Source organism: Victivallis sp. (assembly GCF_048170485.1).
In the GTDB taxonomy this organism is placed as follows: domain Bacteria; phylum Verrucomicrobiota; class Lentisphaeria; order Victivallales; family Victivallaceae; genus Victivallis.
Map to the genome: position 1 here is coordinate 16,757 of NZ_DBEXAY010000040.1, position 14,466 is coordinate 31,222.

Annotated in this window: 10 protein-coding genes and 2 tRNA genes; 7 read left to right on the plus strand and 5 right to left on the minus strand. The window is 63.0% G+C overall.

Annotated features, from left to right (window positions below):
- Positions 1-13: 13 nt before the first annotated feature.
- From amrB to carB, 4 genes are all read right to left on the minus strand, one after another.
- Positions 14-901, minus strand: coding sequence for an AmmeMemoRadiSam system protein B (amrB, locus tag ACMLHG_RS01970; RefSeq protein ID WP_417169377.1), 888 nt, complete (start codon positions 899-901; stop codon positions 14-16).
- 27 nt (positions 902-928) lie between these two features.
- On the minus strand, positions 929-2,125 hold the full coding sequence (locus tag ACMLHG_RS01975; protein ID WP_294432646.1) for a nucleoside-diphosphate kinase: 1,197 nt from the start codon (positions 2,123-2,125) through the stop codon (positions 929-931).
- Positions 2,126-2,272: 147 nt separating this feature from the next.
- On the minus strand, positions 2,273-3,688 hold the full coding sequence (locus tag ACMLHG_RS01980; RefSeq protein ID WP_295808831.1) for a PP2C family protein-serine/threonine phosphatase: 1,416 nt from the start codon (positions 3,686-3,688) through the stop codon (positions 2,273-2,275).
- A 65-nt stretch (positions 3,689-3,753) separates the two neighbouring features.
- Positions 3,754-6,960: a carbamoyl-phosphate synthase large subunit gene (gene carB, locus ACMLHG_RS01985; protein WP_417169378.1), complete on the minus strand. Its 3,207-nt coding sequence runs from the start codon at positions 6,958-6,960 to the stop codon at positions 3,754-3,756.
- Positions 6,961-7,196: 236 nt separating this feature from the next.
- Between carB and ACMLHG_RS01990 the strand changes: the two genes are divergently transcribed.
- The 5 genes from ACMLHG_RS01990 to ACMLHG_RS02010 all read left to right on the plus strand — a co-directional run bounded on the left by ACMLHG_RS01990 (position 7,197) and on the right by ACMLHG_RS02010 (position 9,885).
- Positions 7,197-7,273 (plus strand) — tRNA-Asp (locus ACMLHG_RS01990).
- Positions 7,274-7,326: 53 nt separating this feature from the next.
- A tRNA-Asp gene (locus ACMLHG_RS01995) sits at positions 7,327-7,403 on the plus strand.
- 35 nt (positions 7,404-7,438) lie between these two features.
- Entirely contained in the window at positions 7,439-7,837 is a 399-nt protein-coding gene (locus ACMLHG_RS02000; protein ID WP_294432642.1) for a DUF4870 domain-containing protein, read from the plus strand.
- Between the two features lie 168 nt (positions 7,838-8,005).
- The gene (locus tag ACMLHG_RS02005; protein WP_417169379.1) at positions 8,006-8,737 is read left to right on the plus strand and encodes a type II secretion system protein; all 732 of its coding nucleotides are present in this window, start codon (positions 8,006-8,008) and stop codon (positions 8,735-8,737) included.
- A gap of 128 nt (positions 8,738-8,865) precedes the next feature.
- A complete protein-coding gene (locus ACMLHG_RS02010; RefSeq protein WP_417169380.1) occupies positions 8,866-9,885 on the plus strand; it encodes a DUF3089 domain-containing protein in 1,020 nt (339 codons plus the stop codon).
- Here ACMLHG_RS02010 and ACMLHG_RS02015 read toward each other — a convergent pair.
- On the minus strand, positions 9,879-10,754 hold the full coding sequence (locus ACMLHG_RS02015) for an AraC family transcriptional regulator (protein ID WP_417169381.1): 876 nt from the start codon (positions 10,752-10,754) through the stop codon (positions 9,879-9,881). The genes ACMLHG_RS02010 and ACMLHG_RS02015 overlap by 7 nt on opposite strands.
- 185 nt (positions 10,755-10,939) lie before the next feature.
- Between ACMLHG_RS02015 and ACMLHG_RS02020 the strand changes: the two genes are divergently transcribed.
- Together ACMLHG_RS02020 and ACMLHG_RS02025 are read left to right on the plus strand one after the other, a co-directional pair.
- The gene (locus ACMLHG_RS02020; protein ID WP_417169382.1) at positions 10,940-12,952 is read left to right on the plus strand and encodes a hypothetical protein; all 2,013 of its coding nucleotides are present in this window, start codon (positions 10,940-10,942) and stop codon (positions 12,950-12,952) included.
- On the plus strand, positions 12,949-14,466 hold the full coding sequence (locus ACMLHG_RS02025; RefSeq protein ID WP_417169383.1) for a DUF4159 domain-containing protein: 1,518 nt from the start codon (positions 12,949-12,951) through the stop codon (positions 14,464-14,466). The genes ACMLHG_RS02020 and ACMLHG_RS02025 overlap by 4 nt, the downstream gene beginning before the upstream one ends.

Sequence of the window (14,466 nt, forward strand, 5' to 3'; positions counted from 1 at the left end):
AGGTTGCGGGTTGTCAACGGAAAAGGATTCCGGCGTAGTCCACGACGTGGGAGTAGTCGCCGGTCACCTCGCCGGAGTCGGCCATCGAGACGATCTCCCCGGAGATCTTCCGCTCCGGGTCGACCCGGTCGAGCAGCGCAAGGTAGAGCGCGATCGGATTCGCGCCGCAGATCGTCGCGCCGGTGCGCCCGAGAAAACGGCAGAATTCGTCGAGGTCGCGCGCCGCAATCCGTTCCGCCGCCTCCCGGTCCAGCCGGTTCAGCTCCTCCGGCGTCGCGCTCTCTCCGAACGGCGTGTAGCGGAAGTTCTCGCCGTAGTGGGTGAAATCTGAACTGATGATCCACAGCGTCTCCGGCGAGTCGATGGCGGCGAACATCTTCGCGAGCGGTTCCAGATCGGCCGGGGCGATTCCGCCCACCACCAGCGGCAGGATCTCCGGTGACCCGAGAAAGTACTGGATCAGCGGGAACTCCACTTCGAGCGAATGCTCCTGCGTATGCGCCGCGTCGGAGATCTGAAAGAGCGGATTGCCGGATTCTTCGAGCTTCTCCTGCAATGCGAGCGCGGTGGAGAGGTCGCCGAACGGCGTCCGCCACGAGGTGTAGGTCGAACCCGCCACCCCGTGAAATCCCACATAGTGCGAGGGGCCGAGCAGTACCACATTGCGGTAGCTGCCGTGCCGCGCCTCCCGCATCGTCTCCATCGCCACGCCGAGCGAGAAAAGGTAGCCGGCGTGCGGCAGAATGCAGCCGCGCACCGGCGTGGTCCGGGCGTCCGCGGCCGGCGGCGGCAACTGCGCCTCGGTTTCCGCCATTCTCCGGCGCAGGTCCAGCGCCTCTCCCTCGTAGAAGCGGCCGGCGACGGCCGCCCGGCGGATTTTCTGCTGATCGCGGATCGGCATGGCGTGCTCCTTTCCGGATGATTTGGGTCAGCGGTCGATGCTGGATTCCGCCAGAAATTCGTAGATGCGGGCCGAGAGCGAATTCTGCTGGATGCGGATGATCTTCATCTCCCGCTCGACGCTCTCCGGCGAATCGGAGGCGTGCGCGGTGTTCACCATGATGTTGCTGCCGAAGTCCCGGCGGACGGTTCCTCCGGGCGCCTTCGAGGGATCGGTCGGCCCGAGCACCGAACGGATCTTGCTGATGGCGTCGGGGCCTTCGTAGATCAGAACGAGGCATTTGGCCTGACTGTTCTGCTGCTGGCGTTCGATTTCGTTGCAGTTCTCCGGGCGTTTGCCGGACATGAATTCGATCAACTGTGAGAACTGGTCGTCGGCGTAGGGAATGCCGACCGACTCCACCAGCTCCGGCAGCGAAGCGTCGGGCAGCTTGACCTTGAAATTCTCTTCGAGCAGGTGGCGGGCGCGCTCGGCGATCTTCGGCGCGAGCTTCGAGCGGAGCGCATTCTGGACCGGGCCGTAGAATTCGAGCGCGTCATTGACGCTCATGCGGTGAACCTTGCACCCGACAATCCGCAGGCCGGTGCGGCTGAGCATGTCGATGATGTTCCCCGGCCGGCTGGAGGGGCAGCGCCAGTTGTCCGGCTTGATGATGACCAGCGTGCGCTCGTCTCCGGGGGCCGAACCGAGGGAGTTGTCGATGAGGTTCGGCGAGGCGGCGGCGAAGTCGGCGAACAGCCGGAGCTTGACCAGCGCCTCCTTCATGTTCGGCGGCGTGAGCACCGCCGGTTCGAAGTAGCGCACGACCGAGGGGTTCTCCTTGTCCTTGACCAGGTCGGCGTAGGTGTCGCGGAGCGTCTCGCCGGCTCCGGGATTGCGCGGCGAATAGGGCGAGAGACGGCCGGTGATCTCCGAGAGTTTGCGGCAGGCGTCCTCGCCGCGGAAGAGCAGCATCAGCGCCCGTTCCCGGCTGCCGTCCTCGCGGGGCGGGAAATTTTCCAGAACATAGTTGGCCAGCAGTTTGCCGCTCTCCGAGGAGATGTGGCTGGCGGCGTCCTCCAGACTGCGCGCGTATTTCTCCGCCATCTCCCGGGTGAAGGAGAGCATCTGGGCGCCGATGAATTCCAGGTCGGTGCGGGACATCAGGCGGGCGATGATGCCGCCGGTACGGGATTTGAGCAGACTGTAGGGGGTAATAATAATGTAAGATAACTCGATGGCCATGATATTCCCTTCCCTGTGTATGAAAACGACTGCACCGGTTTCCCGTCCGGCGCCGCTCTCGAATAAGGATAATCAGTTAATATAGCGCACTTTCGCAATCCGGCAAGAGAGGAGAGGGGAAAAATGTGAATTTTTATTCAGGAAACCCTATGCTTTCCCGGTGTGGCGGATGAGCACGATGGTCTGGTCGTCGTTCTGTTCCGCCTCGAACGAGGCGACTTCGTCGAGGACGCGGTCCATGATCGCCTGCGAGGTCCCGCCGAGCTCGCAGGAGCGGCGGAACACCTTCGTGAGACGGTGCACCCCGAACTCCTCCGCGTCGCGGTTCAGCGCTTCGGAGAGGCCGTCCGAAAACATCATCAGCGCCGTTCCCGGTTCGAAGCTCATGCAGAAGGTGTCGAATGAGGCGAATTCATCGGGCAGAATGCCGAGTGCGGTGCCGTCCGGCGAAACCGTGCGGATGTGGCCGTGAATGTAGGAGATTAGATCGGTGTGTCCGGCACGGCCGAATTCGATGAGCGAGTTGCTGCGGTCCAGCAGGCAGCAGCCGAGGGTGATGAACCGGTCCGCATCGGTGTCGCGGTGGAGCTTGTTGTTGATCTCCTTGAGGAAATCGCTGAGGGTGGTGAAGTTGTCCGCCAGACTCCGGGCGAAACTGCGGGCCATGGCGGTGAGCATGCAGGCGGGAATCCCTTTGCCGCAGGCGTCGCCGATGATGACCAGCAGCCGGTTCTCGTCGATCTCCACGAAGTCGTAGAAGTCGCCGTTCACCTCCTTGGCCGAGCGGGTGTAGGCGTCGATGGAGAACTGATCCCACGCCGGGAACGCGTGCGGCAGCAGCGAAAGCTGCAGATGGCGGGCGAACTCCAGCTCCTGGTCGATCCGCTCCCGGCGGCTGATCTCGCTGTAAACCTGCATCAGATTCTGCACCATCAGCACCTGCCCGGAGAGCAGTTTCAGCCGGCTGAACTGCTGCTCGGAGAAGGGGCGCCCCGGCTGCAGCCGGTTGGTCGCCGCGCAGACCGCGCCCACCATGATGCCGTCGCGCAGCAGCGGAATGGCCATGACGCTGCCCAGGTGGGCGTTGTCCGGATATTCGCTGAACCGCTCGTCGGCCGAGGCATCCGGAACCAGCTCCGGCTGGCGCGAGAGGATCATTCCGCCGAGAAATCCCTGCCCCGGCGCAATCCGTTCGCGCCGCAACGCTTCGAACAGGTGGTGCTGGCGGGTGAAAAGCAGCTTGTTCGTGCTGTGAACCAGCGGATAGGTGCCGCAGACGCCGACCGCGCGCAGTTCGTCATCCGCGAGTTCGTAGATGGCGACCGCCTCCGCGTCGGTCTGTTCGCTGACGTGGCGGGCGGCCGCGTGCATGGCCCCCGCCACCCCTTCGTCCCCCTGCAGTCCGGTGGAGAAGCGCATCAGGAAGTTGGTGATCTCCCTCCGCCGCTCGTTGGATTCATCGAGCCGGCGCGCCAGCAGTTTCGAACGGTGAAAAAAGTGCAATGCAACTCCCCCGAGGGGGAGCAGCACCAGCAGCAGAATTGCGATGAGCCAACCTGTCATTTTTCCCGTCCTTCATTCCCGGGAAGGCGGCGCGCCCGCCCGGGAGGTTTGGTTGAAACCGGAGCTTACCGGCCGGCCTGATACTCCTGCAGCGACTTCGGCGAAGAGTCGCCGTGGAGCGCTTCGCGGATTCCGGCCGCGGAGGCCTTCGCCGCCGCGATCGTCGTCATGTACGGGATCTTGTACTGAATCGCCAGCATGCGGATGCAGCTGTCGTCGATCTTGCCCAGCCGCCCGATCGGCGTGTTGATGATCAGCGCGACCTCGCGGTTCTTGATCAGGTCGGCGACGTTCGGACGCCCTTCGTTGAGCTTCTTGACCTCCGAGTGCGGAATGCCGTTTTCGGCGAGGAACTTCGCGGTTCCTTCGGTCGCGACCAGCTTGAAGCCGAGCTCATGCAGCGTCTTCACGATCGGCAGCAGGTACTTGCGCTCCCGCTCCGAAACCGAGACCAGCACCGTCCCCTTGAGCGGCAGCCGCGAACCGGCCGCCTGCTGCGCCTTGAAGTAGGCCATGCCGAAGGTCGGCGCCAGCCCCATCACTTCGCCGGTGGCGCGCATCTCCGGGCCGAGCACCGGGTCGACCTCCGGGAACATGTTGAAGGGGAAGACCGCCTCCTTCACGCCGAAGTAGGTCTGCGGATGCGGCTTGAGAATGTCCTTGTATTCCGAGAGCGAGTGGCCGAGCATCAGGTAGGTGGCGATCCGCGCCAGCGGCATGCCGGTCACCTTGGAGACCACCGGAACCGTCCGCGAAGCGCGCGGATTCGCTTCGATGATCCAGACCTGATCCTCGCAGACCGCGAACTGCACGTTCAGAATTCCCTTGACCCGGAAGTCGCGGGCGATGGCCGCCGCCTGCTCCTCGATCTTGTCGAGGTACTTCTTCGCCAGCGTCACCGGCGGAATCGAACAGGCCGAGTCGCCGGAGTGGATTCCGGCCAGCTCGATGTGCTCCATCACCGAGGCGACGAAGGTGTCCTTGCCGTCGGAGATGGCGTCGACTTCGCATTCGATCGCGTTGTCGAGGAAGCGGTCGATCAGCATCGGATATTCCGGGCTCACCTGAATCGCTTCGATCGCGTAACGGGTCAGCATCGCCTCATCGTAGAGCACTGCCATGCCGCGGCCGCCCAGCACGAACGAGGGACGGACCATCACCGGGTAGCCGATCTTGCGGCCGAGGGCGACCGCCTCTTCGAGCGAACGGGCGGTGCCGCTCTCCGGCTGGCGGATTCCGAGCGCGATCATCCGTTCACGGAAGTATTCACGGTCCTCGGCGAGCCGGATTCCTTCCGGCTGGGTGCCGATGATCTTGACGCCGGCGTCCTTGAGCTCCTGAGCGATGTTGAGCGGGGTCTGGCCGCCGAACTGCACGATCACCCCTTCGGGCTTCTCCTTGGCGTAGATCGCCAGCACATCCTCGGTGGTCAGCGGCTCGAAGTAGAGCTTGTCGCTGGTGTCGTAGTCGGTGGAGACGGTTTCGGGGTTGCAGTTGACCAGCACCGATTCGTAGCCCGCGTCGCGCAGCGCGAAGGCGGCGTGGACGCAGGTGTAGTCGAATTCGATCCCCTGGCCGATCCGGTTCGGTCCGCCGCCGAGCACCATGATCTTGCGGTTGCCGGAGACCGGAACCTCGTCCGGCGCGCCGGAGTAGGTGGAGTAGTAGTAGTCGGCGTTTTCGACGCCGCTGACCGGAACCCGGCAGTAGGTGGCGACGCAGCCGAGGGCGATGCGGCTCTCGCGGACCTCTTTCTCCGGCACGCCGAAGAGACGGCCGAGATATTTGTCGGAGAAGCCGGACTTTTTCGCTTCGATCAGCAGCTCATCGGGCAGCGCCATCCAGGTGTAGCCGGCGAGCTTGAGTTCGAAGTCGGCCAGCTCCTTGATCTGAGTGAGGAAGTACTCGGTGATCTTGGTGAGGTTGCGCGCCTCGGCGACGGTCAGCCCCTTCTTGAACGCCTCGTAGAGCTGGAAATAGCGTTCGCTCGACGGCGTGGCCACCAGCGGAATCAGCTCTTCGAGCGAAAGTTTTTCGATCTTCTTGACCAGCCCGAGCCCGCTGCGGCCGATCTCCAGCGAACGGATCGCCTTCTGGAAGGCCTCCTTGAAGCTCTTGCCGATGCTCATGACCTCGCCGACCGCCTTCATCTGGGTGCCGAGGTGGTCCTTGGCCTGCGGGAACTTTTCAAACGCCCAGCGGGCGAACTTGACGACCACGTAATCGCCGGAGGGGGTGTACTTGTCGAGCGATCCGTCGCGCCAGTAGGGCAGCTCGTCGAGGGTGACGCCGGTGGCGAGCTTGGTGGAGACCTGAGCGATCGGGAAGCCGGTCGCCTTGGAGGCGAGGGCGCTGGAGCGCGAGGTGCGCGGATTGATTTCGATGACGATGATCCGGTTGTCCTCCCGGTTGTGGGCGAACTGGACGTTGCACCCGCCGGTGACGCCGATGGCGTCGATGATCCGGTAGCTGTACTCCTGAAGCTTCTTCTGCACCGATTCCGGCACGGTGAGCATCGGGGCGACGCAGAAGCTGTCGCCGGTGTGGATGCCCATCGGGTCGACGTTTTCGATGAAGCAGACGGTGATCTTGTTGCCCTTCTCGTCGCGGACGACTTCGAGTTCGAGCTCCTCCCAGCCGAGCACGCACTCTTCGACCAGCACCTGGCCGATCAGCGAGGCGGCGAGGCCGCGGGCGACCACTTCACGCAGCTCTTCGACGTTGTAGACGATGCCGCCGCCGGTGCCGCCCATGGTGTAGGCGGGGCGGAGGACGACCGGGTAGCCGAGTTCGGCGGCGATCTTCTCGGCCTCTTCGACCGAGTAGCTCGGTTCGGATTTTGCCATCGGCACGCCGAGCATGTCCATGGTCTTCTTGAATTCGATGCGGTCTTCGCCGCGCTTGATCGCGTTGAGGTCGACGCCGATGACCTTGACGTGGTACTTGTCGAGGATTCCGGCATCCTGGAGGGAGATCGCGAGGTTGAGCGCGGTCTGGCCGCCGAGGTTGGGCAGCAGGGCGTCGGGTCTCTCGCGTTCGATGATCTTTTCGACGCTGTCGACGGTCAAGGGTTCGATGTAGGTGTGATCGGCCATGCCGGGGTCGGTCATGATGGTGGCGGGGTTGGAGTTGGCCAGCACCACTTCGTACCCCTCTTCGCGCAGCGCCTTGCACGCCTGGGTTCCGGAGTAGTCGAATTCACACGCCTGTCCGATGATGATCGGTCCGGAACCGATAATCAGGATCTTCTTCACATCTTCCCGCTTCGCCATAAAAAATACCTTTCCTGCCTGTTTCAAATCGAGAATCCCGGCTCTGCGAACAAACCGGTCGTGGACAAACCGGGATGTAATATATCACGTAAGAAGAACCAAGTCAAAGAAAATCTCCCGTAAACCCGGAAAATCCCGCAGAAGAGATGAAAATTCCTCGGTTTTTTTGTCGAATGAGCTTGAATTTTTCTCAACATGGGTTATTTTAAAGACCGTTGCCGATCGCATATGGATGCGGGGGAGTAGCTCAACTGGTTAGAGTACCACCCTGTCACGGTGGATGTTGCGGGTTCGAGTCCCGTCTCTCTCGCCATTTTTTCAAATGGCTGCATCCGGGCGGCGGTACTGCGTTTCTGAATAGAACGCGGGGGAGTAGCTCAACTGGTTAGAGTACCACCCTGTCACGGTGGATGTTGCGGGTTCGAGTCCCGTCTCTCTCGCCATTTTTTTTACCCCTCAACCAAAAGGCGGCAGCAGGATGGACAACGTCAGCAATGGCCCGGTGACCCCTGAAGAAGAGGCGAAGGGAGAAGCGCTTCCGACGCGTGATGAGTGCAATCTGGCGGTGCTCTGTCAGCTGTTGCAGTTCGCCGGGATGATCTGTCCCTTCGGCAATCTGCTTGCGCCGCTGATCCTCTGGCTGCTGAAGCGGAAGGAGTCCGCGTTTCTTGACGAGGTCGGCAAAGAGGTGGTCAATTTTCAGATCTCCCTGATCGTCTACTCCTTTGTCTGCGGTCTCCTGCTCTTCGTCGTCATCGGGTTTCCGCTGCTGGCCATGCTCGGAATCTGGGCGCTGATTTTGATTGTCCTTGCCACGAAAAAGGCGTCGGAGGGGCGGGTTTTCCGGTTCCCCTGGATCTTCCGTCTGATTCGCTGAAACGAGACGCTGTCCGGTCCCGGGTCAATCCTTTCTGCTTTTCGGTTGAATATTCCGGAAAAAATCCGCTTTGTCGCGGATTCCCCCTTGAATTTTGCCGTTTTCAGCATAGATTACCATTGGAAAATTTTATCAGAGGCAACCAACCTTACTGGAAAGGCGTGAAAAATGCGAAAAAATTTTACCCTTATTGAACTCCTCGTCGTGATCGCGATCATCGCGATTCTCGCCGGTATGCTGCTGCCTGCGCTGAACAACGCCCGGGCGACCGCGAACCGCACCGACTGCATCAACAACTACAAACAGCTGATGACCGGTGCATTGCTCTACGCCAATGACAACGAGAACATGCTGGTCTATCAGACCGGTGAAGGCAATTACGCGAGAATCCTGACCGGGAACAAATCCGGTACTACCAGGTCGCAGGAGTATGTACCGGGCAAGATCATGCTCTGTAAATTGAATAAGAAGGACTTCGACAGTTACGACGAGGTCGCCGGCATGCTTGATGCGTCGGGCACAGGAAAAACTTCATGGTACTCGGCAAATTACAGGACGCATGGTCGATTCCGTTCAGCAGGAGCAACGGCGAACTGCATGGCTTATGTTCTGGAGAAAATGAAATCCCCCAGTGAACTGGTTATGTATGCGGATACTTACAAGCTAAACGATGATGGAGACCCGGTCCAGTACTGGAGTTTCATTCCAAACACTGAAGCCACTGGTAGCGCGCGTGTGACGTTGATCCATGGCAACATGACGGTGGCGGCGTTCCCCGACGGCCGGGCCGAAGCGCTGAATGAAAGACAGTTGCAGGCGCTGGGATTTACCAGCCTTCGGGACAACAATCTGGACGAGCTCAATTTCGGGACTGCCTCAACGGAGGCTGCCGGGGAGTAATTTCCGTAATTTGTGATGATTCACTCCGGCCGGGGTCTGCCTGACCGGAGTTTTTTTTAATTGTGAAATGAGAATTTTCCGGCACGGTTGCTGAGATTTCGTGTCGTGAGTGTGTGAAGGAGGCGAAGATGAAATTCTGGTTGCGGCTGTTGTTCATTCCGCTGCTGGCGGTGCTGTGGTGTGCCGCCGGGTGTGCGGTTCTCCCGGAGACCACGGCGGAGGTGCGTGCCCTGCAGGCCGCAGTGGAGCCCGATTACGCGAAGCCGGAGAGCTGGGCGGTGCCGCTGCCGGAAAATCCGTCGGCACTCCCGGTGGACGTCTTCTACGTCTACCCGACCGTCTTCGTCGACGCGGCGCACCCGGTGATGGACATCGCGGTCCCGGCGCTGCGTCACCGCGGCGAACTGATCTCCGGAGAGCACACGATGATGTTCCGGGGGAAGTTCAATATCTTCGCTCCTCACTACCGGCAGGCGGAGCTGAACCGGGCGTTGCGCGGCCTTTCCGCTTCGCCGCAGGATCTTTCGTCGATGGAGCCGGGGCTGGAGGACATCCGCCGGGCGTTCCGCCACTATCTGGAACACCGGAACAACGGCCGCCCGTTCCTTCTGATGGGGCACAGCCAGGGGGCGATGGCGGTGCTGGATCTGCTGAAAAACGAACTTCCGCCCGATTCGCCGGCGCTGAAACAGCTGGTCGCGGCCTACGTGATCGGCTGGCCGGTGACGAAGGAGGATCTGGAGGCGTATCCGCAGCTTCGGATGGCGCGCGGCGAGCGCGATACCGGCGTAGTGGTTTCGTGGAACACCGAGTCGCCCGGCGCGGAACAGTCAATCTTCTGCGGCGGTGTCGCCATCAATCCGCTGAACTGGCGCACCGATGAACAGCCGGCGCCGAAGGAGGCGAACCGCGGTGCGGTCTTCTTCCGTCCGGACGGCAGTGTCGCTTTGGAGCGGCCCGGTTTCTGCGGCGGTGCACTCGATCTCGAACGCGGCACGATGGTGGTCGATCTGGAGTCGCCGCAGAAGTACGAGGCGGAGTTTTTTCCCCGCGGCGTGCTGCACATGGGGGATGTCCTCTTCTTCTACCGGAACATCGCCGAGAACGCCGCAAAGCGCGCGGAAACGTTTCTGAACCTGCGTCACTGAGCTGCGTCGCGCTGCCGGAAGCGGCGCGGCGAACAGCCGAACTTGCGGCGGAACTGGCGGGAAAAGTAGTTGCTGTCGTGGAATCCGCACCGTTCCGCCACATCGGCCACCGGCAGGGTGCTGCTGCGCAGCAGGTGGGCCGCCTTTTCCAGCCGGAGCGAGAGCAGCCAGGCGACCGGGGGTTCCCCGATGATCCGCCGGAACTGCTGGCGGAAGCCGCCGACGGAAAATCCGCTCGCTTCGGCCATGCTGCGGAGCGACCACTCTTCGGCGAAGGAGCGGTCGAGTTCCCGGACCATTCCATGGATTTTCCCCGCGGCGTCTCCGGATTGCACGGCGGCGTTTTTCTTCGCGTGCCGGCAGATCAGCGTCAGGAGTTTCAGCGCGTTGCCGAGCACCATCAGCCGGGCGCCGGAGCGGTTCTCCTTTTCTTCCAGCAGAATTTCATCGAGCAGTTCGGTGATCTGGAAGAAGAGTCGCTGATCGAAGTGGCGGATTTCGAAGGAGCGCGGTTTCGGCGAGGAGGCGTTGGGCAGTCCGAGATAGGCTTCGATCTCGATCGCGCCCTGGAATTCGGCCAGCAGCTGGGCGAAGAAGTGGCGGGAAAACAGGATATTGTAGATCCCGAGCTTTCGCGCCTCCGCGTAGTAGTGGGTTTCGCCGGGGAGGATGAGGAAGACGTCGCCGGGGCCGATCCGGTTTTTGGCGCCGCCGAAGCCGTGGGAGGCGTTCCCTTCGCGGACCACCACCAGCTCATAGTAGTCGTCGTGGGAGTGGGAATTTCTCACGTCGGTCTCCCGGTCATGGACACAGTAGAGCACCTGAAATTCGAAATCCTGCCAGTTGAGTTTGGTTTTCAGGAGATTCACGGGAAGGCCTCCGCCCGGGGTTCGCTTGATCCGCTTCAAAATAGCCCGTCCGGATTCCTCTGTCAACCGCACTTCCCGGCATTACAAAAAAATAATGGAAAAAAGAGAAAAATCCATTTGAAAGAACAGGGGAACGGGGAAATGTTATCCGGTGTGAAACTGTTCGATCGAGCCGGAGGTGCGGAATGAAACGTGGATGGAGAATCTGGCCGTGCACGGCTGTGCTGGCCGCCGGACTCCTCCTGCCGGCCTCCGCGGCGGAACGGCGGCTCTCCGTGCCGGAAACGGGGAGGGCGCAATCGCATCCGCAATACCTGGTCGAGGCGGAGTGCCACATGGAGACCCCCGATTTCCGGCTGACCGATTCCCTGCGCACAGAGCGCCCGGCGAAAGTGCTGCTGCGCCGCGGTTCGCTGGTGCGCTTCGTCTTCAACGCGAAACCGGGGGAGAGTTTCCGGCTGGAGGAGGGGAAAAAGCCCGTCGACGCGGCGAGCGACTGGCTCCCCGCCTCCGGGGTGATCCGGAGCGTCTACCGGGTCAAGTACCGGCAGGTTCCGAACCGGAAGGCGTTCGAACGGCTGCTCGACGAGGCCGAACCGCGCGGCGCGGTGGTCGAGAAGCGGATCTACTCCGGCTGGAATCCGCTCGGGCCGAATCCGGGCAGTCTGCACGTGTTCGAAGGGGTGCTGCGGATCGCCCGGCCGGGCCGCTACACCTTCTGCACCGCCTCCACCGACGCCTCCTTTCTGGAGATCGACGGCAAGCCGGTCGTCGCCTGGCCGGGGAACCACGACGTCTGGGGCGGACTGCGCGGCGAACGGGCCGGAACGGTCGAACTCGCCGCAGGGGAGCACCGCATCACCTATCTGCACGCCAATTCGCGCTGGAGCTGTTATTCGCTGGCGGGGTGGCGCACCCCGGGCAGTGAAAAGAAGTTTTCGCCGATTCCGGAGAGCGCCTACACCCCGACGCTCCGGGCGAAGGTGGGCCCCCGGCTGGATGAGTACGGGCGGAAGATTCCCGATTTCGGCTGGCAATTGGAGGAGATGCTCACCGAGGAGGGTCAGAAGCTCCAGCTCTACTTCGTCTCGCTTTCTCCGCAGGTCGGCACCGAAATCCGTTCGGTCGACTGGGGCGACGGCACCGGCGAAGGGAAGACGCTCACGCACGCCTACTTCAAGCCGGGCGATTACGTTGTTTCGGTTCGAACCGCCGACGGGAAGAAGATCTCCCACCGGGTGGAGCTGAGTTATCGGTACGGGCAGTCATTGCCGAAGCCGGGGCGCGAAGCGGAGATTCTCCGCACCGCGCTGGCGCAGGAGGCGGAGACCGGGCTTCAGGAAGGGGGATACCGCTACTTGAGCGAGGCGCTCCGCCGGGCGAAGCTGGCGAAGGAGAGCCGGGAGTTCTACGAGACGATGATCCGCAATCAGGACAAGGTCGAGCCGGAGGTGCTCTTCCGCCACTACGAGGCGACCCGGCTCGACGAACAGCGGCGTTCCGAAGCGTTCGATACCGCGGCGGCGGAACTGCGGAACCTGATCGCCCGGCTCCGGGCGCCGTCGGAACTCAACACCGCCCGGCTGGCGCTGGCGGAACTGCTCTTCTACGGCTCCGGCCGGACCGACGCCGCGGCGGAGGTGTTTGCGACGGTGGAGCGCTCCGCATTGCCGAAGGCGCGGGTGCGTTCGTACGAACTGCTCGAAGTGGATCTTGCCGCAATGAGGGAGGGGCGTGCCGCGGCGGAAGCGCTCGCTGCGAAGATCGCCTCGCCGTCGGATCGGTACGACCGGCGGCAGCTGCTCCGGCTGGATGGAATCAAGCTGGCGATCCGCAACGCGATCGTGCTCGGGAAGTTTGCCGACGGGATGCGCTACGCCGAACAGCTGGAGGAACAGCGTCCGGCGGTCCGCCTGGCGCCGGACTATCTGCAGCTCAAGAGCCGTCTGGAGGCGGGGCTGGGCCGTCCCCGTTCAGCGGCGCGGCTGCTGGAGCTGGCGCGGAGTCTCGCGCCGGAGGATGAGGAACTGCGCGCGGAGATCGCGCTGGAACTGGGCCGCTTCTACGCCGGGCGCGGCGAGACCGCCGCGGCGATTGCGGCATGGAAAGAGGTGCTCGACGCCGCGCCCCGCTCCCGTTCCGCGGTGACGGCGGCGCGTTTGTTGAAGGAGATTCGTCAAAAGGAGGTGGAGCGATGAGATGCGTTCTGCGATATTGTGGAATTCTGCTGGCGGCCGCGCTGGCGGCGGGGGCCGCCTCGCCGGAGGAGGACGCCTTTCTGCGTCCGGTCGGCCGGCCTCCGGCGGCCAAGGCACAGCGCCGTCAGGCCGGGGAATCTCTGCCGCCGCTGCCGTTGCCGGCGACGCCGTTGCGCCGTTCGGAGAAGAAGCATCCGCCGGCGCCGACGACGTTGATCGGCAAGGTGATCTGGGGCGGCTACCTCGACTACACCTGGCCGAACGGGGTGGTGACCCGGGTGTTCGACTGGAACATGGTTCCGGCGGACGCACAGCAGCTGCTCCGCCAGCTCAAGGCGCGCAGCGGGCTGGAGTATCGGGCGTCGTCGCTCGACCTCGGGATGCTCTCCGGCGACCCGTCGGAGGTACCCGTTCTGCTCATTTCCGGCGGGCGGCGGATCAATTTTACGCCGGAGGAGCGGGCGAAACTGCGCAAATATCTGCTCGACGGCGGCATGATCTGGTTCGATTCGGTGGTCGGCTCGCCCTTCTTTCTGCGGAGCGCGGCCGAAGAACTGCGGCGGATTCTGCCGGAGGCGCCGTTGCGGCGGGTTCCGGCGGATCATCCGGTCTTTCACATCGCCAAATCGCTGGTCGCCGGGGAGACCAACCGCGACAAGAACCGCCCGTTTGAACTCGAAGGACTCTTTCTCGGGCCGCGGCTGGCGGCGGTGATCTCGCCGGTCGGGCTCGGCTGCGGGTGGGACAACACCTATCCGGAGCTCATTCCGTCGGCCACCTTCTACCGGGCCGGCGCGGCGGTCGATCTCGGCGTCAACCTCGCACTCTACGCGATCGGCTGGTTCGACAGCGCCCGGCGCTACGCGGCCGGCGAGAGCGGGGCGGAGCCCGACGCGGCCAATCCGGAGCAGGTTCCTTTCGCGCAGCTGGTCACCGACGGCTTCTGGAACTCCGACCCGGGCGCGGGGGAGCGCTTTCTGCGCCATCTCGGGCGGAACCTCAAGGTCAACACCGCCGGGAGCGTCAACTACGTCAACATCGACCGGGCGGAACTTTCCGACTACCCCTTCTGCTACCTCGGCGGGCTCGGGAACTTCCAGCTCTCCGACGCGGCGGCGGCCAAACTGCGCCGCTATCTGGACGACGGCGGATTTCTGCTGATCAACAACACGATGGGGCTTTCCGAATTCGACGCGGCGGTGCGGAAGCTCGTCGCCCGGCTCTATCCGGGGCGGGCGCTCGAACGCATTCCGGAAAATCATCCGCTCTTCACCCGGGGGCCCTACCGCTTCTCCGACAGCGGATTTTCGGCCGAGGCGGCGGCGCGCTACCCGAATGAACGCTATCCACTGCTCTACGGCGTCAACGACGGCGACCGGCTGACGCTGATCTACTCGCCGGTGGATCTCGCCGGCGGCTGGCAGCAGGTGCCGCGCCCCGGGAGCATCATGTACACGCCGGAGGCGGCGGGCCGCCTCGGCGGTTCGATCGCAAGCTACTTCTTAACCCATTAG